Source organism: Rhodopseudomonas palustris (genome assembly GCF_034479375.1).
GTDB classification, from domain to species: Bacteria; Pseudomonadota; Alphaproteobacteria; order Rhizobiales; family Xanthobacteraceae; genus Rhodopseudomonas; species Rhodopseudomonas palustris_M.
Genome location: NZ_CP140155.1, coordinates 3,821,924 through 3,844,964, shown reverse-complemented (window position 1 = coordinate 3,844,964; position 23,041 = coordinate 3,821,924). Strand labels below are relative to the sequence as shown.

At 66.9% G+C, this 23,041-nt stretch carries 19 protein-coding genes; 12 read left to right on the top strand and 7 right to left on the bottom strand.

Annotation, left to right across the window (positions count from 1 at the left end):
- Positions 1–45 precede the first annotated feature (45 nt).
- The 3 genes from SR870_RS17315 (at position 46) to SR870_RS17305 (ending at position 4,321) form a co-directional block, all read left to right on the top strand.
- Positions 46–1,065: a lipid A deacylase LpxR family protein gene (locus SR870_RS17315; RefSeq protein WP_322514778.1), complete on the top strand. Its 1,020-nt coding sequence runs from the start codon at positions 46–48 to the stop codon at positions 1,063–1,065.
- Between the two features lie 197 nt (positions 1,066–1,262).
- On the top strand, positions 1,263–1,997 hold the full coding sequence (locus SR870_RS17310; protein ID WP_322514777.1) for a superoxide dismutase: 735 nt from the start codon (positions 1,263–1,265) through the stop codon (positions 1,995–1,997).
- Between the two features lie 635 nt (positions 1,998–2,632).
- Positions 2,633–4,321 carry a PAS domain-containing methyl-accepting chemotaxis protein gene (locus SR870_RS17305; RefSeq protein ID WP_322514776.1) on the top strand — a complete coding sequence of 563 codons (1,689 nt, stop codon included), beginning with the start codon at positions 2,633–2,635 and terminating at the stop codon, positions 4,319–4,321.
- Between the two features lie 34 nt (positions 4,322–4,355).
- On the opposite strand, the gene SR870_RS17300 is transcribed toward SR870_RS17305, so the two are convergent.
- A complete protein-coding gene (locus SR870_RS17300) occupies positions 4,356–5,294 on the bottom strand; it encodes a LysR substrate-binding domain-containing protein (protein ID WP_322514775.1) in 939 nt (312 codons plus the stop codon).
- A 247-nt stretch (positions 5,295–5,541) separates the two neighbouring features.
- Here SR870_RS17300 and katG point away from each other — a divergent pair, with 247 nt between their 5' ends.
- On the top strand, positions 5,542–7,737 hold the full coding sequence (gene katG, locus SR870_RS17295; protein ID WP_322514774.1) for a catalase/peroxidase HPI: 2,196 nt from the start codon (positions 5,542–5,544) through the stop codon (positions 7,735–7,737).
- Positions 7,738–8,051: 314 nt separating this feature from the next.
- Complete coding sequence (locus tag SR870_RS17290; protein ID WP_322514773.1) at positions 8,052–8,582, top strand: REP-associated tyrosine transposase; 531 nt, start codon at positions 8,052–8,054, stop codon at positions 8,580–8,582.
- 109 nt (positions 8,583–8,691) lie between these two features.
- Here the strand turns inward: SR870_RS17290 and fabI are convergent, their stop codons facing one another.
- From fabI to fabA, 3 genes are all read right to left on the bottom strand, one after another.
- Positions 8,692–9,537, bottom strand: coding sequence for an enoyl-ACP reductase FabI (fabI, locus tag SR870_RS17285; RefSeq protein ID WP_322514772.1), 846 nt, complete (start codon positions 9,535–9,537; stop codon positions 8,692–8,694).
- A gap of 203 nt (positions 9,538–9,740) precedes the next feature.
- On the bottom strand, positions 9,741–10,967 hold the full coding sequence (gene fabB / locus SR870_RS17280; protein WP_322514771.1) for a beta-ketoacyl-ACP synthase I: 1,227 nt from the start codon (positions 10,965–10,967) through the stop codon (positions 9,741–9,743).
- A gap of 74 nt (positions 10,968–11,041) precedes the next feature.
- Complete coding sequence (fabA, locus tag SR870_RS17275; RefSeq protein WP_322514770.1) at positions 11,042–11,572, bottom strand: 3-hydroxyacyl-[acyl-carrier-protein] dehydratase FabA; 531 nt, start codon at positions 11,570–11,572, stop codon at positions 11,042–11,044.
- A gap of 301 nt (positions 11,573–11,873) precedes the next feature.
- Here fabA and irrA point away from each other — a divergent pair, with 301 nt between their 5' ends.
- Entirely contained in the window at positions 11,874–12,320 is a 447-nt protein-coding gene (gene irrA / locus SR870_RS17270; RefSeq protein ID WP_322514769.1) for an iron response transcriptional regulator IrrA, read from the top strand.
- Between the two features lie 330 nt (positions 12,321–12,650).
- Here the strand turns inward: irrA and SR870_RS17265 are convergent, their stop codons facing one another.
- Positions 12,651–13,130 (bottom strand): SH3 domain-containing protein, encoded by a 480-nt coding sequence (locus tag SR870_RS17265; protein ID WP_416221171.1) that lies wholly within the window; start codon positions 13,128–13,130, stop codon positions 12,651–12,653.
- A 322-nt stretch (positions 13,131–13,452) separates the two neighbouring features.
- Between SR870_RS17265 and SR870_RS17260 the strand changes: the two genes are divergently transcribed.
- Positions 13,453–14,454, top strand: a complete 1,002-nt coding sequence (locus tag SR870_RS17260; RefSeq protein ID WP_322514767.1) for a D-glycerate dehydrogenase — start codon at positions 13,453–13,455, stop codon at positions 14,452–14,454.
- 127 nt (positions 14,455–14,581) lie between these two features.
- Here the strand turns inward: SR870_RS17260 and SR870_RS17255 are convergent, their stop codons facing one another.
- A complete protein-coding gene (locus SR870_RS17255) occupies positions 14,582–15,388 on the bottom strand; it encodes a molybdopterin-synthase adenylyltransferase MoeB (RefSeq protein ID WP_322514766.1) in 807 nt (268 codons plus the stop codon).
- A 224-nt stretch (positions 15,389–15,612) separates the two neighbouring features.
- Between SR870_RS17255 and SR870_RS17250 the strand changes: the two genes are divergently transcribed.
- Complete coding sequence (locus SR870_RS17250) at positions 15,613–16,977, top strand: serine protease (protein WP_322514765.1); 1,365 nt, start codon at positions 15,613–15,615, stop codon at positions 16,975–16,977.
- 333 nt (positions 16,978–17,310) lie between these two features.
- On the opposite strand, the gene mutM is transcribed toward SR870_RS17250, so the two are convergent.
- A complete protein-coding gene (gene mutM, locus SR870_RS17245) occupies positions 17,311–18,192 on the bottom strand; it encodes a bifunctional DNA-formamidopyrimidine glycosylase/DNA-(apurinic or apyrimidinic site) lyase (protein WP_322514764.1) in 882 nt (293 codons plus the stop codon).
- A gap of 373 nt (positions 18,193–18,565) precedes the next feature.
- Here mutM and ubiE point away from each other — a divergent pair, with 373 nt between their 5' ends.
- The 4 genes from ubiE (at position 18,566) to dut (ending at position 22,912) form a co-directional block, all read left to right on the top strand.
- Positions 18,566–19,327 (top strand): bifunctional demethylmenaquinone methyltransferase/2-methoxy-6-polyprenyl-1,4-benzoquinol methylase UbiE, encoded by a 762-nt coding sequence (gene ubiE, locus SR870_RS17240; protein ID WP_322514763.1) that lies wholly within the window; start codon positions 18,566–18,568, stop codon positions 19,325–19,327.
- Entirely contained in the window at positions 19,324–20,898 is a 1,575-nt protein-coding gene (ubiB, locus tag SR870_RS17235; RefSeq protein ID WP_322514762.1) for a 2-polyprenylphenol 6-hydroxylase, read from the top strand. The genes ubiE and ubiB overlap by 4 nt, the downstream gene beginning before the upstream one ends.
- A gap of 101 nt (positions 20,899–20,999) precedes the next feature.
- Complete coding sequence (gene coaBC, locus SR870_RS17230; protein ID WP_322514761.1) at positions 21,000–22,457, top strand: bifunctional phosphopantothenoylcysteine decarboxylase/phosphopantothenate--cysteine ligase CoaBC; 1,458 nt, start codon at positions 21,000–21,002, stop codon at positions 22,455–22,457.
- Entirely contained in the window at positions 22,454–22,912 is a 459-nt protein-coding gene (gene dut, locus SR870_RS17225) for a dUTP diphosphatase (RefSeq protein ID WP_322514760.1), read from the top strand. Before coaBC ends, dut begins: the two co-directional genes overlap by 4 nt.
- The last annotated feature ends 129 nt before the right edge of the window (positions 22,913–23,041 follow it).

Sequence of the window (23,041 nt, the reverse complement as noted above, 5' to 3'; positions counted from 1 at the left end):
GGGGTTCTGCCCCGATAATCGCCGAACGTTCCCGCGAGATCACTCATGCGCCGTTGGATTGCCAGGCTCGCCACGGTCGCGATCGCGACGCTGCTCTCGCAGGGTGCGTTGGCGCAGCGCGCGGTGCTGATCGGCGAGAACGATACGGTAGCCGATACCGACCGGGACTACACGTCCGGCTTCCGGCTCTCCTTCGTGTTCGATAATTTCTCGCGCGATCTGCTCGCCGGGCAGGTGTTCGATCTGGTCCGTCCTGCGCTGGTGACTTACGGCGCGCCGGGCGGCTCGGTGAAGCAGCAGTTCGAATGGATCGCGCTCGCGCAGAACATCTACACGCCGGACCGTGATACCAGGGGCACCTACATGCCGGGCGTCGACCGTCCGTTCGGCGGCTGGCTCTACACCGGCTTCAGCGTCGCGCAGGAGACGGGTCGCCGTCAGCTCGATTCGTTCGAGGTTCAGGTCGGCGCCGTCGGCGGGCGCGCGTCGCTGGCGGAGGCGGTGCAGTCGAGCTTCCACAGCCTGCTCAATCAGGCCAAGCCCGTCATCAACGGCTACGAACTCCGCAACGAGCCAGGCGTGCTGGTGGCGTGGGACCGGCGCTGGAAGTTCGGCACCGAGTTCGGCAACGGATTCGGCGCCGACATCATCCCGTCGGTCGGCCTGACGGCCGGCAACGTCTTCACCTATGGCGAAGCCGGCGCGATCGTCCGGTTCGGTCGCGCGCTGTCGACGACCTGGGGGCCGACGCTGATTCGTCCCGGCGTGTCGGGCGCGAATTTCGTCAGCCCGGATACCGCCGCGCCGTTCTGGGGCTTCTCGCTGTTCGGCGGCGTGCAGGCGCGCGGCGTCGCCCGCAACATCTTTCTCGACGGCAACACCTTCAGCAGCGGCCTCCACGTTACGCGCGAAGCCTTCGTCTACGACCTCGTGGCCGGCGCCGAAATCTTCAATCAGGCCGGCTTCCTGGCCTCGCTGAGCTGGATTCGCCGGTCGCGCGAATACACCACGCAGACGCGGGCGTATTCGGATTACGGCTCGCTGACGCTCGCCTATCATTTCTGAGGCCGGCAGCTCCGGCGTCACGCCCCGGGGCAGGGGGCGCAAGCGGACGCGGCGCACCGCGCCTCGTGCGGTCATCACGCAGGACATCGTCACGCGCTGCGCTACTCCGCCGCAGCCAAGTCGCAGTTTGGTCAGAAACTGCGGTCCCCGGCGGGCGTAGACGACGTGCACGCCCTGAAGCCGAACTGGAGGAAATCATGTCCATGCTGTCCCGTCGCCATCTAATGATGGCCGCCACCGGATTCGCCGCCGCCGCCATGGCGGCGCCGCGCGGGGCGTTCGCGCAGGCCGCCGCCACGCCGGCCGGTCCGTTCACGCTGCCGCCGCTGCCCTATCCGGCCGCGGCGCTGGAGCCGCATATCGACGCGAAGACCATGGAGATCCACCACGGCAAGCATCACCAGGGCTACGTCAGCAACATGAACGGCTTCGCCAAGGACCACCCGAAGCTGGCGCAGATGTCGGTGCCGGACGTGCTCGGCAATCTCGGCGATGTGCCCGAGGCGATCCGCACCGGCGTCCGCAACAATCTCGGCGGCCACGCCAATCACACCATGTTCTGGCAGATCATGGGCCCGAACGGCGGCAAGCCGTCCGGCGAGGTCGCGGCCGCGATCGATCGCGACCTCGGCGGCATGGACAAGTTCCAGGCCGCCTTCAACGCCGCCGGCGGCAAGCAGTTCGGTTCCGGCTGGGTGTTCGTCACGGTGGGCAAGGACGGCAAGCTGGCGATCGAGGCCCGGCCGAATCAGGACACGCCGCTGATGGACGGCAAGCGCGTGCTGCTCGGCAACGACGTCTGGGAACACGCGTACTACCTCAATTACCAGAATCGCCGCGCCGACTATCTCAAGGCGTGGTGGAACACGGTGAACTGGAACAAGGTCGGCGAGCGCTACGCCGCCGCCAAGGCCGGCACGCTCGGCGTCTGAGTTCCGACGCGGATCGGAGGCGACATTCCGGCCGAATCCGGGTGTCGCGTCCGTCTCTGCGCCGAGGTGGGCGGTTCTCGGCGAGCCGCCCGGCGCGGGCCGTCGCTCGCGAAAGCCAAAACAACCGACATTGGAACTCATGAGTCGATCAGCGCTTGCTTCATGCACGCTGGTATTACTTCACTCTGCGACCGCAATGGTCGGGTGCGTCACTTTCTCACAGGAGCGGCGGCTCGGCTCGGCTCGGCGCCGGTCGCGCGATACACGCCACGCTTGCAAAGTCCGACTTTGGAGTTAACGCGACCTCCCGCGCGGTTCCCCACCGTCGCGCGGAGTAGTGCGGCGGATGCGATGGATACGCGCGTCTTCGCCCGTGCTGCGATCCGCAGCGGTCGGCGGCGCACCGGCCGGAGCGCATCCCTGAGTTGAGTAGTCCCGGCTAACTAATCGCGTGCAGCGCGGCGATTATTTCGTTCGATGAAATCGGCGAGGCGACAATTGAGCAGTAGTCCCTTTTTGGGGCTAGGCGATCGTTAAGTCATCGACGCGATGGTAGTGCCGCAGGTCGCGGTCGTGCTTGCTCGATGCAGCGCGATGGTCCATCTCGCGGTCCTGCTCTCACAAAGGGTCTCCCGATGTTGTCCTTCTTCAAGCGCTCCGGCAATGCCGCGTCCTCCGCAGCGGTTCTGGACGCGCTCAATCGTTCCCAGGCGATGATCGAGTTCAGTCTGGACGGCGTCGTGCTGAATGCGAACGAGAACTTCCTCGCGGCGCTCGGCTACTCGCTCGACGAGATCAAGGGCAAGCATCACAGCATGTTCATCGATCCGCAGGAGGCCAAGAGCGACGCCTATCGCCGGTTCTGGGCCGATCTGAAATCCGGTCACTACCAGAGCGGTGAGTTCAAGCGGATCGCCAAGGGCGGCCGCGACATCTGGATCCAGGCCTCGTACAATCCCGTGCTCGACAAGGACGGCGAGCCGGTCTGCGTGGTGAAATACGCGACCGATATCTCGGCCGCGAAACGGCGCGCGCTGGAAGACGCCGGCAAGATCGCGGCGATCGGGCGCGCCCAGGCGGTGATCGAATTCGCGCTCGACGGCACCATCCTCGACGCCAATGCCGGGTTTCTCGGCGCGATGGGCTACACGCTCGACGAAATCAAGGGCAAGCATCATTCGATGTTCGTCACGCCCGTGGAGCGCGGCAGCGCTGCCTATCGCGAGTTCTGGGCGCAGCTCAATCGCGGCGATTATCTCGCCTCCGAATACAAGCGGATCGGCAAAGGCGGTCGCGAGGTCTGGATTCTCGCGTCCTACAATCCGATCCTCGACGACGCCGGCCGGCCGTTCAAGGTGGTCAAATTCGCCACCGACGTGACCGCACAGAAGCTCCAGACCGCCGACCTCGCCGGCCAGATCGATGCGATCGGCAAGTCGCAGGCGGTGATCGAGTTCGGCATCGACGGCACCGTGCTGGTCGCCAACGAGAACTTCCTGCAGGCGCTGGGCTACACGCTGGCCGAGATCAAGGGCAAGCATCACAGCATGTTCGTCGCGCCCGCCGAACGCGACAGCGCCGCCTATCGCACGTTCTGGGCGGAGCTCGCCGCGGGTAAGTACCAGGCCGCGGAGTACAAGCGGATCGGCAAGGGCGGCCGCGAGGTCTGGATCCAGGCGTCCTACAATCCGATCCTCGATCTCAACGGCAAGCCGTTCAAGGTGGTGAAATACGCCACCGACACCACCCGGCAGGTGCTGATCCGGCTCGGCAACGAGCGGGTGCGCGGCATGATGGAATCGGTCGCCGCCGGCGCCGAGGAACTGAACGCGTCGGTGCGCGAAATCTCCGAGGCGATGACCAAGTCGCGCGAGACGGCGCTGTCCGCGGTCGGCGAGGTCGACGCCGCCGACAGCCAGGCCAACCGGCTCAACGAGGCCGCGCAGGCGATGACCGGGATCGTCGAACTGATCGGCCACATCACCGGCCAGATCAATCTCTTGGCGCTGAACGCGACGATCGAATCGGCGCGCGCCGGCGAGGCCGGGCGCGGCTTCGCGGTGGTCGCCTCCGAGGTGAAGAACCTCGCCAATCAGGCCAAGCAGGCCACCGACAAGATCGGCGCCGAGATCGAGAATCTGAACGGCATTTCCGGCGACGTGGTCGGCGCGCTCGGCAAGATCAAGACCGCGATCCAGAACGTCAGCGAATACGTCACTTCGACGGCCGCCGCGGTCGAAGAGCAGAGCACGGTGACCGGCGAAATGTCCTCGAGCATGCAGCGCGCCGCCGCCGAAGCCGCCGCGATGGCGGCGGGCGGCTGAGCCGCCGCCGCTCGTCCTGTTCGCCGAATGGCGATCAGGCGACCGGCTGCGCCACGCTGCTGCGGCCGCCCACCCCTTCCTTCACCACCTCGCCGAACGCCTCGAAGTCGCGGCGGCGTGGCGAGGTCTTGCGGAAGGCGAGGCCGATGGTGCGGCCCGGCTGCGGTCGCTGCAGCCGCAGGAACTTCACCCGTGTGTCGCGGCGTTCGATCTCGGCGGCGATCTGCGGAATCAGCGTCAGGCCGTAGCCGCCGGCGACCATCTGGATCACCGTGGTGAGGCTGGAGGCGCCGAACGTGGTGGTGCTGGTGCCGCCGATGGTGATGGCGCGGTTGCGCGCGGTGGCGCAGAACGCCAGCGCCTGGTCGCGCAGGCAGTGGCCGTCCTCGAGCAGGATCAGCCGCGACTGGTCGATCTCGTCGACCGCCACCGTCGCGGTCTCGGGCCGCGGATCGTCGGCCGGCACCGCCAGCAGGAATTCGTCGTCGAACAGCGCGATCGATTCGAGGTCGCGATGCCCGGCCGGCAGCGCCAGCAGGGCGGCGTCGAGCGCGCCGCTGCCGACCTCGGTGACCAATTGCCGGGTCTGGCTCTCGCGCAGCTCCAGCCGCAATTCGGGATAGCGCCGCTGCAGCAGCGGCAGCAGCTTCGGCAGCAGATACGGCGCCAGCGACGGGATCACCCCGAGCGTCAGCCGGCCGGTCAGCGGCTGGGCGCGGTGGCGGGCGAAATCCACCAGATCGCGCGACGCCGTCAGCAGGTCCTCGCCGCGGCGCGCGATCTCGCGGCCGATCTCGGTCAGAAACACCTCGCCGGGCCGGCGTTCGACCACTTTGACGCCGAGTGTCCGCTCCAGATCGGCGATCTGCATCGACAGCGCCGGCTGGGTCACGGCGCAGGATTCCGCCGCCCGGCCGAAATGGCCGAAGCGGGCGAGGGCGGACAGATAGCGGAGCTGACGAAGCGTCACCATGCCGATCAGATAATCTGATCGAGATGTAAAATCAATTCGACTGGACCTGATCGTAGAACTGATCCAGTCTGTGCCTGCCGGGCGACGCTGATCCAGCGGACCGCCATCGGCCAACACAACAGCATCACCCCAGGATGAGATGCCGCGGACGGCCCCCCGCGTCCGCGGCATTCTTGGCCCATCAATCAGACTGTCATCACGGGTTCGAACGACGCGAACACACTGGCAGGCGACGACGGAGAGAAACATGGACGCAAAGACAGACGATCAGGGCAAGTGCCCGTTCCCGCACGGCGGCGGTTCGCGTGCGCATCGCAACCGCGACTGGTGGCCGGAGCAGCTCGACATCAACATGCTCCATCGTAATTCGACCCTGTCCGATCCGATGGGCAAGGCGTTCGACTACGCCCGCGAATTCGAGAGCCTCGATCTCGACGCGGTGATCAAGGATCTGCACGCGCTGATGACCGATTCGCAGGAATGGTGGCCGGCGGATTTCGGCCACTATGGCGGCCTGATGATCCGCATGGCCTGGCACTCGGCCGGCACCTATCGCACCACCGACGGCCGTGGTGGCGCCGGCGCCGGGCAGCAGCGCTTCGCGCCGCTGAACTCCTGGCCGGACAACGCCAATCTCGACAAGGCGCGCCGGCTGCTGTGGCCGATCAAGCAGAAATACGGCAACAAGATCTCGTGGGCCGACCTCTACGTGCTGACCGGCAACGTCGCGCTGGAGTCGATGGGCTTCAAGACCTTCGGCTTCGCCGGCGGCCGTGCCGACACCTGGGAGCCCGAAGAGCTGTTCTGGGGCCCTGAAGGAAGCTGGCTTGGCGACGAGCGCTATTCCGGCGAGCGCCAGTTGCACGACGCGCTCGGCGCGGTGCAGATGGGCCTGATCTACGTCAATCCGGAAGGCCCGAACGGCAATCCCGACCCGGTCGCCGCCGCCAAGGACATCCGCGAGACCTTCGCCCGCATGGCGATGAACGACGAAGAGACCGTGGCGCTGATCGCCGGCGGCCACACTTTCGGCAAGACCCACGGCGCCGGCGATCCGTCGCTGATCGGCGCGGAGCCCGAAGGCGGCGCGCTCGAGGATCAGGGTCTCGGCTGGAAGAGCAAGTTCGGCACCGGCTTCGGCGCCGACGCCATCACCGGCGGCCCGGAAGTGATCTGGACCCAGACCCCGACGCAGTGGAGCAACTTCTTCTTCGAGAATCTGTTCGGCTTCGAATGGGAGCTCGACAAGAGCCCGGCCGGCGCCAAGCAGTGGAAGGCCAAGGGCGCCGAGGCGAATATTCCGGATCCGTTCGATCCGGCCAAGAAGCGCCTGCCGACGATGCTGACCACCGACCTGTCGCTGCGCTTCGACCCGGCCTACGAGAAGATCTCGCGGCGCTTCCTGGAGAACCCGGATCAGTTCGCCGACGCCTTCGCCCGCGCCTGGTTCAAGCTGACCCATCGCGACATGGGCCCGAAGGTGCGCTACCGCGGCAAGCTGGTGCCGAAGGAAGATCTGATCTGGCAGGACCCGATCCCGCCGGTCGACCACGAGCTGGTCAGCGCCAAGGACATCGCCGATCTCAAGGCGAAGATCCTCGGCTCCGGCCTGTCGGTGTCGCAGCTCGTCTCCGCGGCGTTCGCCTCGGCCTCGACCTATCGCCACTCCGACAAGCGCGGCGGCGCCAATGGCGCGCGCATCCGCTTCGCGCCGCAGAAGGATTGGGAGGTCAACCAGCCGGCCGATCTGGCGCAGGTGCTCGGCAAGCTCGAAGCGATCCAGAAGGACTTCAACGGATCGCAGAAGGACGGCAAGAAGGTCTCGCTCGCCGACCTGATCGTGCTCGGCGGCTCAGCCGCCGTCGAAAAGGCGGCGAAGGATGCCGGCACCGAGGTCGAGGTGCCGTTCACTCCCGGCCGGATGGACGCGCTGGAAGAGCAGACCGACGCCGACTCGTTCAAGGTGCTGGAGCCCCGCGCCGACGGCTTCCGCAACTTCATCGGCAACCGGCATCAGTTCATGCAGCCCGAAGAAGCGCTGGTCGATCGCGCGCAATTGCTCAACCTGACGGCGCCGGAAATGACGGCGCTGGTCGGCGGGCTGCGCGTGCTCGGCGGCAATGTCGGCCACACCACCCACGGCGTGTTCACCAACCGGCCGGAGAAGCTGACCAACGACTTCTTCGTCAACCTCTTGGACATGAAGACCGCCTGGTCGCCCTCGGCCACCACCGAAGGCGTCTTCGAGGGCCGCGACCGCAAGTCCGGCGAACTGCGCTGGACCGGCACCCGCGTCGACCTGATCTTCGGCTCGCACTCGCAGCTCCGCGCGCTCGCCGAAGTCTACGGTCAGTCCGACGCCCAGACGAAGTTCGCCCACGACTTCGTCGCCGCCTGGACCAAGGTGATGAACGCCGACCGCTTCGACATCGTCGCGAAGTAAGCGCCGCTGATATCAAGATCTCGAAAGGGCGGCCTATGGGCCGCCCTTTTTGCGTGGGTGGGTTCTTTTCGCTCCGCGCCGCAACTCATCCGCCGTCATCCTGAGGAGCTCGGCGTCGCCCGGAGGGCGAAGTCGAGCGTCTCGAAGGATGGCCGCTTGCACCCGTCGCTTCATCCTTCGAGGCGCGCAAGGGCGCGCACCTCAGGATGACGGATGGGGTGTGGCAGTTCGCGTAGGGTGGGCAAAGGCGCGCCATAGGCGTGCCGTGCCCACGCGTGGTAGGCTGCTGTTCGCATCGACGGAGCCGCAACGCCGTGTCGTACTATCGCCGGGCCAATGTCGCTGGCGGAATGTACTTCTTCACCGTCACGATCGCCGACCGGTCGGCCGACGATCTCGTTCGCCATATCGACAGGCTCCGACGGGTATATCGCGTCGTTGGTGAGCAGCGTCCTTTCGAGACCGTTGCGATTTGTATTCTGCCCGACCATCTGCACGCCATCTGGTCGCTGCCCGACGGCGATGCCGATTTTGCGTCGCGCTGGATGCTGATCAAGTCCGGGTTTTCACGCGGCCTTCCGGTGCGGCCGCCCGCGTCGGCCAGCAAGCTTCGGAAGCGGGAGAAGGGCATCTGGCAGCGGCGCTATTGGGAGCATCTGACCCGTGACGAGAACGATCTGGCGCGTCACATCGACTACATCCATTTCAATCCGGTGAAGCACGGGCTGGTCGCGCGGGTTCAGGATTGGCCTCACAGCAGCTTCCATCGCTACTGCAGGAAAGGGCTGTTGCCGCCGGAGTGGGGCGGTGACGTTCGTGACTTGTCCGGAAATTTCGGGGAGTAGCGCCGTGGGCACGGCGCTACTCGCCTTTGCCCACCCTACAGGGTGTTCGCTTAGGGTGGTCAAAGGTGCGCCATAGGCGCGCCGTGCCCACGCGAAGCAACGAGTCGCGCTACTCGCCCTTCGCGGCGCGCTGTTCGGCGGCGGTTTCGGCTTCGTCGACGGTCTTGAGCGCGTCGGGCTGCGGCATCGAGATGATGTTGTAGCCGGAATCGACGAAGTGGACTTCGCCGGTGACGCCGTTCGACAGTTCCGACAGCAGATACAGCGCCGAGCCGCCGACGTCCTCGATCGACACCGTGCGCCGCAGCGGCGCGTGGCGGAGCTGGTAGTTGAACATCATCCGCGCATCCGCGATGCCGGCGCCGGCCAGCGTCCGCACCGGGCCGGCCGAGATCGCGTTGACGCGGATGTTGCGCGGGCCGTAATCGGAGGCGAGATAGCGCATGCTGGCTTCCAGCGCCGCCTTGGCCACGCCCATCACATTGTAGTTCGGCATCACCCGGGTCGAGCCGCCATAGGTCAGCGTGATCATCGTGCCGCCGCTCTCCGGCATCAGCTCGGCGGCGCGCTTGGCGATCTCGGTGAAGGAGAAGCAGGAGATCACCATGGTGCGCGAGAAGTTCTCGCGCGTGGTGTCGGCGTAGCGGCCCTTCAGCTCGTTCTTGTCGGAAAACCCGATGGCGTGGACGATGAAATCGAGCCCGCCCCATTTCTCCTTCAGCGTCGCGAACACCGCGTCGACGCTGGCGATGTCCTCGACGTCGCAGGGCAGCACCAGCTCGGCGTCGAGCGATTGCGCCAGCGGCTTCACCCGCTTGCCGAGCGCGTCGCCCTGATAGGTGAAGGCGAGCTCGGCGCCGTGCGCCGACAGCGTCTTGGCGATGCCCCAGGCGAGCGAATGATTGTTGGCGACGCCCATGATCAGGCCGCGCTTGCCCTGCATCAGTGATTGCATGTTTCGTCGCTTTCCTCTGGTAGGGCCCTCATCCTGAGGAGCCCGGCGGAGCCCGACGGGCGGAGACGGGCGTCTCGAAGGATGAGATGTAGAACATCCCCCATGGTTCGAGACGGCGCCGAAGAGGCGCCTCCTCACCATGAGGGTTCAGTGCACGCGGTGGGTCCCGCCCAGCAGGAGCGGGGGAGATCAGTCGTATCGCATCACGCGTCCAGCCGCTTGAACACCAGCGTCGCGTTGGTGCCGCCGAAGCCGAACGAATTCGACAGCACCGCGCCGAGCTTGGCGTTGTCGATCCGCTTGCGCACGATCGGCATGTCGGCGAACACGGGATCGAGTTCGGTGATGTTGGCGCTCTCGCAGATGAAGCCGTTCTGCATCATCAACAGCGAATAGATCGCCTCCTGCACGCCGGTGGCGCCGAGCGAATGCCCGGTCAGCGCCTTGGTGGCGGAGATCGGCGGGCACTTGTCGCCGGCGCCGAACACGTTGCGCAGCGCCGTGATCTCCGGCGGGTCGCCGGCCGGGGTCGAGGTGGCGTGCGGGTTGATGTAGTCGATCTTGATGCCGCCGGTGGTCGACAGCGCCATCTGCATGCAGCGCTCGGCGCCTTCGCCGGAGGGGGCGACCATGTCGTAGCCGTCCGAGGTGGCGCCGTAGCCGATGATCTCGCCGTAGATCTTGGCGCCGCGCGCCTTGGCGTGTTCGAGCTCTTCGAGCACCAGCACGCCAGCGCCGCCGGCGATCACGAAGCCGTCGCGCGACACGTCGTAGGGCCGCGACGCGGTCGCCGGGGTGTCGTTGTATTTCGAGCTCATCGCCCCCATCGCGTCGAACAGCACCGACAGCGACCAGTCGAGTTCCTCGCAGCCGCCGGCGAACATCACGTCCTGCTTGCCCCACTGGATCAGCTCGTAGGCGTTGCCGATGCAGTGGTTGGAGGTCGCGCAGGCCGAGGAGATCGAGTAGTTGACGCCCTTGATCTTGAACCAGGTGGCGAGCGTGGCGGACGCCGTCGACGACATCGCCTTCGGCACCGCGAACGGGCCGACCCGCTTCGGACCCTTGGTCCGCGTGATGTCGGCGGCCTCGACGATGGTGCGCGCCGACGGGCCGCCCGAGCCCATCACGATGCCGGTGCGCGGATTGGAGATGTCTCTTTCCTCGAGCCCGGAATCGGCCAGCGCCTGTTCCATCGCGACGTGGTTCCACGCCGCGCCCTCACCCAGGAAGCGCATCGCGCGGCGATCGACCACGTCGGCCGGGTTCAGCGACGGCAGGCCCTGGACCTGCGAGCGGAACCCCAGCTCGGCGTGCTTCTCGGCGCGCGAGATGCCCGACTTGGCGTCGTGCAGACTCGCCAGCACCTCCTGTGTGTTGTTTCCGATCGATGAGACGATCCCCATCCCCGTGACAACAACCCGTCTCATGCTCGCCTCGTTCATTGCTTGTCGTTGGTCGAACCGTGCCGGCTCGAACGGATTTCGATGCTGTCGTCGTTAACTCAGACGGCAGGCTGAACTGCGGCGTCCTGCTTGAACAGACCGACTTTCAGATCCTTGGCGCGATAGAAAATCTCGCCATCGGCCGCCATCGTTCCGTCGGCGATGCCGAGCCAGAGCTTGGACCGCATCACCCGCTTGACGTCGATGTTGTACACGACCTTTTTGATGTTCGGCTGAACCTGGCCGGAAAATTTCAGTTCGCCGAGGCCGAGCGCGCGGCCGGGGCCGAGGCCGCCGGACCAGCCGAGGAAGAAGCCGACAAGCTGCCACATCGCGTCCAGCCCGAGGCAGCCCGGCATCACCGGATCGCCCTTGAAGTGGCAGGCGAAGAACCAAAGGTCCGGGTTCACATCCAGCTCGGCGCGGATCAGCCCCTTGCCGTGCTCGCCGCCGCTGTCGTTGATCTCGGTGATGCGGTCGAACATCAGCATCGGCGGCAACGGCAATTGCGCGTTGCCGGCGCCGAACAGTTCGCCGCGGCCGCAGGCCAGCAGGTCTTCGTAATCGTAGCTGGAACGACGGTCCTGCATGCGGCTCTGCCTCTATCAGTTTCCCGGAATTCGGCCGCGACAGTCCCGGTCGGGCCTTGTCGTTCGAGCGGCCGGCGCACGCCCGTTCCTTGTGCAACGGGAGTGCGCGGCGGTGTCTAACATAGGCATATGACCCGTCAAAGCGGCACCTCCGTATTCCTCCTTAAGTCAAACGTCCGAGGCGTTCCAGTTGCGAGGCGCTTGCACCCTATTGGAATGCTTCCTATAGTCAGAAGATCGGACATAGAGGATTGCGGACGTGGACATCGGTGAGCGTGCGACATATTCGCGAGAGGAACATGTGACCTCGGCCCATGCTGTCGAGCCGCATCTCAATGGCTGCCCCTGGCACGACGTCAACGAGATGTTGCAGTCGGTCGGCCTGCGTCCGACGCGTCAGCGCATGGCGCTCGGCTGGCTGCTGTTCAGCAAGGGCGACCGGCATCTGACCGCCGAAATGCTGTACGAAGAGGCCAGCCAGGCCAAGGTTCCGGTGTCGCTGGCGACGGTCTACAACACCCTCAACCAGCTCACCGATGTCGGTCTGCTGCGCCAGGTCAGCGTCGACGGCACCAAGACCTATTTCGACACCAACGTGTCGGCGCATCAGCACTTCTATCTCGAGAACAATCACGAGCTGATCGACATCCCGGATCAGCACGTCGCGCTGCGCTCGACCCCGGACGTCCCGGACGGCTACGAAATCGCCCGCGTCGACGTCGTGGTCCGGCTGCGCAAGAAGCTCTGAGCGGCCGGTTTCGAGCTATTCCAGAGTGATTGTGACGTCCTAGTGACTTCGTAGGGGTAGGCAATGGCGCATGGCGCCGTGCCTACGCTTTGTGCAGAATCACGCCGACTCCCACCCCCGTCGCGCCCCCACCCCAACCCTCCCCCGCAAGGGCGGGAGAGGGCTGGGGTGAGGGCGACGCGAGTCGCAGCCTCGCGTCCCCGGCAGCCCGTAGGGTGGGCAAAGGCGTGTAGCGCCGTGCCCACGCGGACCATCAGTGCATTTCTTGAATGCTGATGGTGGGCACGCTTCGCTTTGCCCACCCTACGAAGTCGCTACGGCGTCGCCGGCTCACTTCACCTGCTCGTCCGCATAGACGCCCCACAGCCGCTGCTTCTCGATCCAGCCGTCGAAGCCCTGGCCGGTGATGCGGCACCAGCTCGCGTCGCAGCGCTTGGTCTGCGCCACCACGCCGGCCTGCAGCCGCGCCGCCACCGCGCTGTCGGCCGAGGCGCTTTCATACAGCGTCGCCAGCTCGTCCTTGTCCTTCATGGTGATCACCGCGGTGCGGCGGCCGGACAGCAGCGAGTGATACACCCAGCCCTCGGCGCCTTCCGAATCGCGCACCCGCCGCCAGTTCTCGAACTCGGCGGTGATCTCCACCGGCAGCCCGGCGCGGGTGTAGACCCAGGCGACGTCGTTGTCCTTGGTCGGGCCGATCCGGACGTTGACGTGATCCGACTTGAGACTGACGTAGCGCGGCACCGGCAGGCCGCTGGCCGACAGCGGCGAATCCTTCGCAGCGAATGACGGCGCCGCCGCACCTACCATCGCACCTGCGAACAACAATCCCGCGATCGGTTTCGTCAGCTTCATCGACACGCTCTCCACTCGAATGATGTGCGCGGCCGCTTCGGTGAAGCTCCGAAGGTCCCTGTCCCGGGGTCCGTTTCCCGGGGTCCTTGTCTTGGCGCGGTCTTCTGCTAGAGAAGGCCGGAAGGCATCCGGTAACCCCAAGGTGGTGAAGGGACCGATCGGAAGGGACTTGGCCAAAACAGACTTGGCCACCTGCGGTCGCGCTGCAGCGGGAGTGTCGAACAGCTGGGTTAATGCGGACTAAACAGTCTCGCCAGACTCGTCAGAGAGCGGTTGAATGTCGGTGAAGAAAAAGCCTCTGGTCGTCGTCACCCGCAAGCTTCCGGACTCGATCGAAACCCGGATGCGCGAGCTGTTCGACGCGCGGCTCAATCTCGACGACGAGCCGATGTCGGCCGAACAACTCGCCGACGCCGCGCGCACCGCCGACATCCTGGTGCCGACCGTCACCGATTCGATCACCAGCGAGATGCTGAACCAGCCCGACTGCAAACTGCGGCTGATCGCGAATTTCGGCAACGGCATCGACAATATCGACGTCGCCGCGGCGCATGCCCGCGGCATCACCGTCACCAACACGCCGAAGGTGCTCACCGAAGACACCGCCGACATGACGATGGCGCTGATTCTCGCGGTGCCGCGCCGGCTGATCGAGGGCGCAGCATTGTTGACCGACGGCGGCGAATGGCCCGGCTGGTCGCCGACCTGGATGCTCGGCCGCCGTCTCGGCGGCAAGCGCCTCGGCATCATCGGCATGGGCCGGATCGGTCAGGCGGTGGCGCGCCGCGCCCGCGCCTTCGGGCTGCAGATCCATTATCACAACCGCAAGCCGGTGGCGCCGCGGATCGCCGACGAGCTCGGCGCGACCTATTGGGATTCGCTCGACCAGATGCTGGCGCGGATGGACATCATCTCGGTGAATTGTCCGCACACGCCCGCGACCTTCCATCTCTTGTCGGCGCGCCGCCTCAAGCTGGTCCGCAAGGACGCCTTCATCGTCAACACCGCGCGCGGCGAGGTGATCGACGAGGAGACGCTGACGCGGCTGATCGAAGCCGGCGACATCGCCGGCGCCGGCCTCGACGTCTACGAGCACGAGCCCGCGGTCAATCCGAAGCTGGTGCGCCTCGCCAAGCACGGCAAGGTGGTGCTGCTGCCCCACATGGGCTCGGCCACCATCGAGGGCCGCGTCGAGATGGGCGAGAAGGTCATCATCAACATCCGCACCTTCCTCGACAACCACAAGCCGCCGGATCGCGTGCTGCCGGGGATGCTGTAGGTCCTTCGGTAGTAGGTCCTTCGGTAGGGTGGGCAAAGGCGCGCAGCGCCGTGCCCACGCGCCGTCCGTCGTGGGCAGCACCGCACCGCGTGGGCTTCGCTGCGCTCAGCGCCACCCTACGAGCGAACTACGAGCGCACGTGCCCGCCCAGATCCGTCACCGTCGCCATATCCCCGTTCAACGGATTGGCCGGATCGCGCGCATAGCGCAGCGTTTCGAATCGCATCGCGCGCGCATCGATCATCAGCAGCCTTCCGACCAGCCCCTCGCCGAAGCCGACGATCTCGCGGATCGCCTCCAGCGCCATCATCGAGCCGAGCGTGCCGGCGAGTGCGCCCATCACCCCGGCCTCCTCGCAGGCCGGCACCGTGCCGGGCGGCGGCGCTTCCGGAAACAGGCAGCGATAGGTCGGGTTGAACTCACCGGCGGCGTTCTTCTCGTGCGCCCGGATCGTGGTCAGCGAGCCGTCGAACGGCCCCAGCGCCGCGGTGATCAGCGGCTTCTTCGCGATGAAGCAGGCGTCCGACACCAGATAGCGCGTGGCGAAATTGTCCGAGCCGTCGAGCACCAGGTCGCAATCGCCGATCAGCCCCAGCGCGTTCGCGGCGGTGAGACGCGTCGCATGCGGCACGACTTCGACATGCGGATTGAGCGCATGAATTCGCGCCGCCGCGCTGTCGACCTTGCGCGCGCCGATATCCGGCGTCGCATGGATCACCTGGCGCTGCAGGTTCGACAGCGACACCTCGTCGTCGTCGACGATGTGCAGCGTGCCGACGCCCGCCGCGGCCAGATACATCAGCACCGGCGCGCCGAGCCCGCCGGCGCCGACCACCAGCACCCGCGCGCGCCGCAGCGCCGCCTGCCCCGGCCCGCCGACCTCGCGCAGCACGATATGGCGGGCGTAGCGTTCGAGTTCGTCGGCGCTCAACATGATGCGGGTGTGTCCTTTCGACTCGTCATGGCCGGGCTTGTCCCGGGCATCCACGTCCTCCGGCGAGGTCGTGCGCGTGTCCGTGGATGGCCGGGTCAAGCCCGGCCATGACGGCGGTTTGGTCGGCATCCCCGCCATCGAACCCGGCCGGCGTTGTTTCCGACCAAGCATCTATGGTTATCTGCGCCGAGGCTCAACGAGGCGCGACGCAGGCGGGACATGTCATGAGATCGATGCTGGCCGCAACCGTGATGATCGTCGGCGCCAGCGGCCTCGCCGCGGCGCAGACCGCGCCGAACGCCGCTCCCGCCGTCAAGCCGAAGCCGGTCGCGGCCACGCCGGTCCGCCCGGCGCTGCAGACCCCGGCCGAGACCGCGAAGGCGATGACGCCGGCCGAGCGCCAGGCGATCCAGTCCGATCTCGCCTGGACCGGCGACTACAACGGCGTGATCAACGGCGAAGCCTCCGACCGCATGGTCACGGCCATCAAGGCGTTCCAGACGAATCACGGCGGCAAGCCGACCGGCGTGCTCAATCCGCAGGAGCGCGCCCAGCTCGCGAGCGCCGCGCGAAAACTGCAGGGCAATGTCGGCTGGAAGCTGCTCGCCGATCCGGTCACCGGCGCGCGGGTCGGGATTCCGGCCAAGCTGGCGCCGCAGCACAGCAGCGACGCCAATGGCAGCCGTTGGGCGTCGTCGACCGGCACCATCCAGATCGTGCTGGCGCGGCGCAAGGAAGCCGGCGTCACGACCGCCAAGCTCGCCGATCAGGAGAAGAAGGAGCCGGGCCGCAAGGTCAGCTACAGCGCGGTGAAGCCGGATTTCTTCGTGCTGTCGGGCACCCAGGGCCTGAAGAAGTTCTACATCCGCGGCGCCTTCAAGAACGCCGAGGTCCGCATCCTCACCATCCTGTACGATCAGGCCACCGAAGGCACGATGGAGCCGGTGGTGATCGCGATGTCGAGCGCGTTCGATCCGTTCCCGTCCGGCGCGCTCGCGGGGCCGCCGCCGCGCAAAAAGGTCGAGTACTCGACCGGCACCATCGTCAGCGACGACGGCGCGATTCTCGCCGATCGCGAGTCGGTCGAGGCCTGCCAGTCGATCGTGATCGCCGGCGCCGGCAATGCCGATCTCGCCGCCACCGACAAGGCGCACGATCTGGCGCTGCTGCGAATCTACGGCGCGCGCGGCCTGAAGCCGCTGGCGCTCGGCAGTGGCGCGGCGAAAGCGTCCGTCGATCTGACCGGCATCGCCGATCCGCAGAACCAGGGCGGCGGCGCCGCGGTCAGCGTCGGCAAGGCCGGCGTCACCCCGGTCGGCAGCAATGGCGGCCTCGCTTTGTCGCCGGCGCCCGGCCTCGGCTTCTCCGGCGCCCCCGCCCGCGACGCCGACGGAAGATTCGCCGGCATCGCCCTGCTGCGCCCCTCGGTCATCGCCGGCGCAACCAACGGCGCCGCCACGCCGCAAGCCGCGCTGGTGGATGCCGAGACGGTGCGTAAGTTTCTCGTGAGCAATGCCATCAAGCCCGCCACCGACGCGCCCGGCGACGCCAAGGCCAGCGTCGTGCGCGTGATCTGCGTGCGGAAGTAAGCAGCACGGAGTCACTGCCCGCGAGCCCTCACCCCACCCCTCTCCCGCAAGCGGGAGAGGGAGTCCGCCGCGTCGCGGGGTGACTTATGAGGATGATCTCGATCGCTATGCGTGTTTGATGCAGGGCCTCACCCCAGGCACAACGCGCCCCCTCTCCCGCTTGCGGGAGAGGGTTGGGGTGAGGGCTCGCGGGCACGGCGTTAAAGGCCTTCCCCGTAGGGTGTGCTGAGCGGAGCGAAGCGCACGCTGACACGATACGTCCTCATCGTCCCGTCGTGCGTGGGCACGGCGCTTCGCGCCTCTGCCCACCCTACGAACAACGCTTCGCTGAACCTACTTCTGACACTCCGCACACCAGAACGTCGACCGCCCGTTCTGCACCAAGCGCTTCACCGTGCCGCCGCAGCCGTCGGTGCGGCAGCGTTCGTCCTCGCGGTCGTACACCGCAAACGAGTGCTGGAAGTAACCGAGTTCGCCCGAGGTCTGGCGATGGTCGCGCAGCGACGAGCCGCCGGCCTTGATGGCGTCGCCGAGCACGGCGCGGATCGCATCCGCCAGCCGCAGCGCGCGGTCGGTCGGCGCGGCTTTGCGGTCGGCGAGCGTTGTGGCCTTGCGTTTGGGTGACAGATGCGCGCGCCACAGCGCCTCGCAGACATAGATGTTGCCGAGGCCGGCGACGACGCGCTGGTCGAGCAGCGCCGCCTTCAACGAGGTCTGCTTGCCGGCGCAGGCCCGCGCCAGCATTGCGGCGTCGAAAGAATTGCCCAATGGCTCGGGGCCGAGCCCCTTGAGATGCGGCTCGTCGTCGATCGCGGCGCGCGCAAAGATCTTCATGAAACCGAACCGCCGCGGGTCGTTGAAGATCACCCGCGCGCCGCTCGACATCTCGAACACGACGTGGTCGTGGGTGCGGTCCTCGCTGCGCGGATGGTGGAACTCGCCCGGCGTCGCGGCGGCGGCCCCGTTCACCACCCGGAACGAGCCCGACATGCCGAGATGCATCAAGAGCACGTCGCCAGAGGACAGATCGGCCAACAGATATTTCGCCCGCCGCCCCAGCCCGGTGACGGTCTGTCCGGTCAGCCGCGCGACAAAATCGGTCTGAAACGGAAACCGCAGATTGTCGCGGTTCGCCACCGCGCGGTCGATCCGGAATCCCTCCATGGCCGGCTGCAGCCCGAGGCGGACGGTTTCGACTTCGGGCAGTTCAGGCATGCGAGACAAGCCTGCTGCCAGTTGCCGCGGACCTTTCGACGCGGGGAGCGTCCAGGACCTGCACGCCCCTCACGCCGTCATGGCCGGGCTTGACCCGGCCATCCACGGCCGCGGGCACAGCGCGCGCCTCGAGGCGTGGATGCCCGGGCCTTCGCCGCGCCGAAGCGGCTTCGGCCGCGCAGGCGGGACGAGCCCGGGCATGACGTGGAAGTGGCGTGGCCGATGTCGCTGGCGGCATGTCTCGTCGGTCCCATAAGGCATTCAGGTGATAGCGCCTGCCGCCCCGGCGCGCTATATGGTCCGCCGCGGACCGGGTTTTCGCGTTTCGGGCGGCCAACGGCCTGAATGACCCTCCGCACGCAGGAGTGACCTCATGAACGAGCCGGGCCAGACCACGCATTTCGGCTATCGCGACGTGCCGCTGGACGACAAGCAGACCATGGTCAACGACGTGTTCCACAGCGTCGCCAGCCGCTACGACCTGATGAACGATTTGATGTCGGGCGGCATGCACCGGCTGTGGAAGGACGTGATGATCACGACCTTGAACCCGCCGCGCGACGACCAGCCGTTCCGCCTGCTCGACGTCGCCGGCGGCACCGGCGACATCTCCTTTCGCGCGGCGAAAGCGTCCGGCGCGGGCTTCCAGGCCACCGTCTGCGACATCAACACCGACATGCTCGAAGTCGGCCGCCAGCGCGCCGTCGAGCGCCATCTCGACGGCCAGGTCGAGTTCGTCGAGGGCAATGCCGAGGCGCTGCAGTTCCCCGACAAGAGCTTTGATGCCTATACGATCGCGTTCGGCATCCGCAACGTGCCGCGGATCGATCTGGCGCTGAAGGAAGCCTATCGGGTGCTGAAGCCGGGCAGCCGGTTCCTCTGCCTCGAATTCTCCAGCGTCGATGTGCCGGGCCTGAACAAGATCTACGATCTGTTCTCGTTCAAGGTGATCCCGCAGATCGGCCGCGTCGTCACCGGCGACGCCGAGAGCTATCAATATCTGGTCGAATCGATCCGCAAATTTCCGAAGCCCCACGATTTCGGCGAGATGATGCGCGAGGCCGGCTTCGCGCGCGTCAACTGGCAGGTGCTGAGCGGCGGCATCGTCGCGCTGCATTCGGGCTGGCGTTTGTGATCGCATCACTCACTCATGCGGCGCGGCTCGCCCGCGCCGCCTTCGTGTTCGCGCGCGAGGGCGTGTTCGGTGTGGTCGATCCGTCGCTGATTCCGCCCGCCGGCCAGTTGCCGGTGCGCCTCGCGCGGCTGATCGAACGGCCCGGCGCCAAATCCGGCGCGCGGCTGTCGCGGGCGCTGACCCGGCTCGGCCCGGCCTATCTCAAGCTCGGCCAGTTTCTCGCCACCCGGCCCGACGTGGTCGGCGTGGCGATGGCGCGCGATCTCGAAGCGCTGCAGGACCGGCTGCCGCCGTTCGCCCAGGAGGAAGCCGAAGCGGTGATCGCCGCCTCGCTGGAGCGGCCGATCGCCAAGGCCTTCGTCAGCCTGTCGCCGCCTGTCGCCGCCGCCTCGATCGCGCAGGTGCATCGCGGCGTCGTCGAGGTCGGCGGTGTGCAGAAGCAGGTCGCGGTGAAAGTGCTGCGGCCCAACGTGGCGTCGCGGTTCCGGCGCGATCTGTCGGACTTCTTCTTCGTCGCCGAGAAGGCCGAGATGTACTCGTCCGAGGCGCGGCGGCTGCGGCTGATCGAAGTCATCAACACGATGTCGCGCTCGGTCGCGATGGAGATGGATCTGCGGCTGGAAGCCGCCGCCGCCTCCGAGATGGCCGAGAACACCAAGGACGATCCGGACTTCCGCGTCCCCACCGTCGACTGGGATCGCACCACGCACAACGTGCTGACGATGGAGTGGATCGACGGCATCCCGCTGAACGATCACAAGCGCCTCGCCGAGGCGAATGTCGACACCGTCGAGCTCGGCCGCAAGGTGATCCAGAGCTTCCTGCGGCACGCGCTGCGCGACGGCTTCTTCCACGCCGACATGCATCCGGGCAATCTGTTCCTCGACACCGAGGGACGATTAGTTGCGGTCGACTTCGGCATCATGGGTCGGCTGTTGCCGAAGGAGCGGCGCTTCCTCGCCGAGATCCTGCTCGGCTTCATCACCCGCAACTATCGCCGCGTCGCCGAAGTGCATTTCGAGGCCGGCTACGTGCCGCCGCATCATTCGGTCGAGAATTTCGCGCAAGCCATCCGCGCCATCGGCGAGCCGATCCACAACCGCCTCGCCGAAGAAATCTCGATGGCGAAGCTCTTGACGCTGCTGCTCGAAGTCACCGGCCTGTTCGACATGCGGACCCGGCCGGAGTTGATACTTCTGCAGAAGACCATGGTGGTGGTCGAGGGCGTCGCGCGGAGTTTCGATCCGAAGCTCGACATCTGGAAGGTCGCCGACCCGGTGGTGCGCGAATGGATTCAGCGCAACCTCGGACCCGTAGGCAAGGTCGAAGGCGTGCTCGGCGGCGCCGGCGAGCTCGGCCACACGCTGAGCGGCCTGCCGACCATCGTGTCGCGCGCCGTCACCGTGCTGAACCAGCTCGAAGTGATGACCAAGGACGGCCTGGTTCTCGCGCCCGAAACCATTGCGGCGATCGGCCGCAACGAGCGTGGCCGCACCCGCGGCCGGACCATCGCGCTGTGGGTGATCGCCGCGACCTTCATCGGGGTGCTGATCGCGCTGTCGCGGTTCTGACGGCACTGCAGGCATCTGATGCCTGCAGTGAATGCGCATTGCGATGACCGCATCGCGGTCATGCCTTGCGTGCGTTGCGAGCATCCGTTAATCTGCGAGCTATGGCGAACCTGACGATCCGCAAACTCGACGACGCGCTCAAGGCCGAGCTGCGCCAGCGCGCGGCCGGCAACGGCCGGTCGATGGAAGACGAGGTCCGCGTCATCCTGCGCGACGCGGTTCACCAGCGCCACGGGTTTGCCACCAGTTTGCCGCAAGCCGGCAGCGCCGCCGCCGAGCCCGGTCCGGGCGACGTAAGCCCCGAAAATCAAACGGTTTTTGCCTCCGAGGGGCCGTCGATCGCCCGCATCACGCTGATCGTCGGCGGCGGCATCGCGGCCTACAAGGCGATGGATTTGATCCGCCGCCTGAAAGAGCGCGGCGCCGAGGTTCGCGTCGTGCTCACCAAGGCCGCGCAGCACTTCGTCACGCCGCTGACCGCGAGCGCGCTGTCGCATCAGCGCTGCTACACCGATCTGTTCGACCCGCAGAGCGAGTTCGATGCCGGCCATATCAGGCTGGCGCGCGATTGCGACCTGATCGTCGTCGCGCCCGCCACCGCGGACCTGATGGCGAAGATCGCGAACGGCCACGCCGACGATCTCGCCACCGCGATCCTGCTCGCGACTAATCGCCAGGTCCTGCTCGCGCCTGCGATGAATCCGCTGATGTGGAACAACGCCGCGACCCGCCGCAATGTCGATCAGTTGAAGCGCGACGGCGTCGTCCTGGTCGGTCCCAATGCCGGCGAGATGGCCGAGCGCAATGAGGCCGGCACCGGGCGGATGGCCGAGCCGGTTGAAATCGCCGCTGCCGCACAGGCACTTCTGGCGCCGCCGCCACAGCGTCCGCTGCTCGGCCGGCGCGTGCTGATCACCGCCGGTCCGACCCACGAGCCGATCGATCCGGTGCGCTACATCGCCAACCGCTCCTCCGGCAAGCAGGGCTATGCGATCGCCGCCGCCGCGGCGCAAGCCGGCGCCGAGGTGGCGCTGATCTCCGGCCCGGTCGATCTGCGCGCGCCCGACGGCGTGACGCTGACGCGCGTCGAGTCGGCGCGCGACATGCTCGATGCGGTGCAGGCCGCGCTGCCCGCCGACGTCGCGATCTTCGCCGCCGCGGTCGCCGACTGGCGCGTCGCCAGCGAAGGTGTGCAGAAGATCAAGAAGGGCGAAGGCGGCCCGCCGCCGCTGCAGCTCACCGAGAACCCCGACATCCTGGCGACGATCTCGAAATTCGGCGACGACCGCCCGCCGCTGGTGATCGGCTTCGCCGCCGAGACCGAGAATCTGCTCGACAATGCGAGGTCGAAACTCGCCCGCAAGGGCTGCGACTGGATCGTCGCCAACGACGTTTCGCCCGCCGGCGGGGTCATGGGCGGCGACCGCAACACCGTGCATCTGCTGACGAAATCGGCCGACACCGTCGATGTCGAATCGTGGCCTTTGATGACCAAGGACGACGTCGCGAGCGCGCTGGTCGCGCGCATCGCGCGAGAACTGGAAGTACACCAATCATGAGCGCCGCCATCACCGTCGAGATCAAGCAACTGCCGCACGCCGAAGGCCTGCCGCTGCCCGCGTATCAGACCGCCCACGCCGCCGGCCTCGATCTGTGCGCGGCGAACTCGGCGGACGCGCCGCTGTCGCTCGCGCCGGGCTGCCACATGCTGGTTCCCACCGGGCTGTCGGTCGCGCTGCCGCCGAACTACGAGGCGCAGGTGCGGCCGCGCTCCGGCCTCGCCGCCAGGCACGGCGTCACCGTGCTCAACGCGCCCGGCACCATCGACGCCGACTATCGCGGCGAGATCGGCGTGCTGCTGATCAACCACGGCAAAGAGCCCTTCACCATCCGCCGCGGCGAGCGCATCGCCCAGATGGTGATCGCGCCGGTGGTCCGCGCCGAACTGATCAGCGTCGAGTCGCTGTCGGAGACCGCGCGCGGTGTAGGAGGCTTCGGCTCGACAGGCCGCTAGATTTTGTGTCAAGCACGCGCGGATTCGTCAGCTAAAAATATACTTTCTTCATTTCGGTCCGCGCGCCCGTGCCGTTCACGGTCTGGACTCTTACCCGCGGAGTCGCGAACAGGATAATGTCCAGCGATT

Bases quoted from the DNA above. Each gene is read 5' to 3' on its own strand.
- SR870_RS17315 (WP_322514778.1), top strand. From the start codon at position 46: ATGCGCCGTTGGATTGCCAGGCTCGCCACGGTCGCGATCGCGACGCTG.
- SR870_RS17310 (WP_322514777.1), top strand. From the start codon at position 1,263: ATGTCCATGCTGTCCCGTCGCCATCTAATGATGGCCGCCACCGGATTC.
- SR870_RS17305 (WP_322514776.1), top strand. From the start codon at position 2,633: ATGTTGTCCTTCTTCAAGCGCTCCGGCAATGCCGCGTCCTCCGCAGCG.
- SR870_RS17300 (WP_322514775.1), bottom strand. From the start codon at position 5,294: ATGGTGACGCTTCGTCAGCTCCGCTATCTGTCCGCCCTCGCCCGCTTC.
- katG (WP_322514774.1), top strand. From the start codon at position 5,542: ATGGACGCAAAGACAGACGATCAGGGCAAGTGCCCGTTCCCGCACGGC.
- fabI (WP_322514772.1), bottom strand. From the start codon at position 9,537: ATGCAATCACTGATGCAGGGCAAGCGCGGCCTGATCATGGGCGTCGCC.
- fabB (WP_322514771.1), bottom strand. From the start codon at position 10,967: ATGAGACGGGTTGTTGTCACGGGGATGGGGATCGTCTCATCGATCGGA.
- fabA (WP_322514770.1), bottom strand. From the start codon at position 11,572: ATGCAGGACCGTCGTTCCAGCTACGATTACGAAGACCTGCTGGCCTGC.
- SR870_RS17265 (WP_416221171.1), bottom strand. From the start codon at position 13,130: ATGGTAGGTGCGGCGGCGCCGTCATTCGCTGCGAAGGATTCGCCGCTG.
- SR870_RS17260 (WP_322514767.1), top strand. From the start codon at position 13,453: ATGTCGGTGAAGAAAAAGCCTCTGGTCGTCGTCACCCGCAAGCTTCCG.
- SR870_RS17255 (WP_322514766.1), bottom strand. From the start codon at position 15,388: ATGTTGAGCGCCGACGAACTCGAACGCTACGCCCGCCATATCGTGCTG.
- SR870_RS17250 (WP_322514765.1), top strand. From the start codon at position 15,613: ATGAGATCGATGCTGGCCGCAACCGTGATGATCGTCGGCGCCAGCGGC.
- mutM (WP_322514764.1), bottom strand. From the start codon at position 18,192: ATGCCTGAACTGCCCGAAGTCGAAACCGTCCGCCTCGGGCTGCAGCCG.
- ubiE (WP_322514763.1), top strand. From the start codon at position 18,566: ATGAACGAGCCGGGCCAGACCACGCATTTCGGCTATCGCGACGTGCCG.
- coaBC (WP_322514761.1), top strand. From the start codon at position 21,000: ATGGCGAACCTGACGATCCGCAAACTCGACGACGCGCTCAAGGCCGAG.
- dut (WP_322514760.1), top strand. From the start codon at position 22,454: ATGAGCGCCGCCATCACCGTCGAGATCAAGCAACTGCCGCACGCCGAA.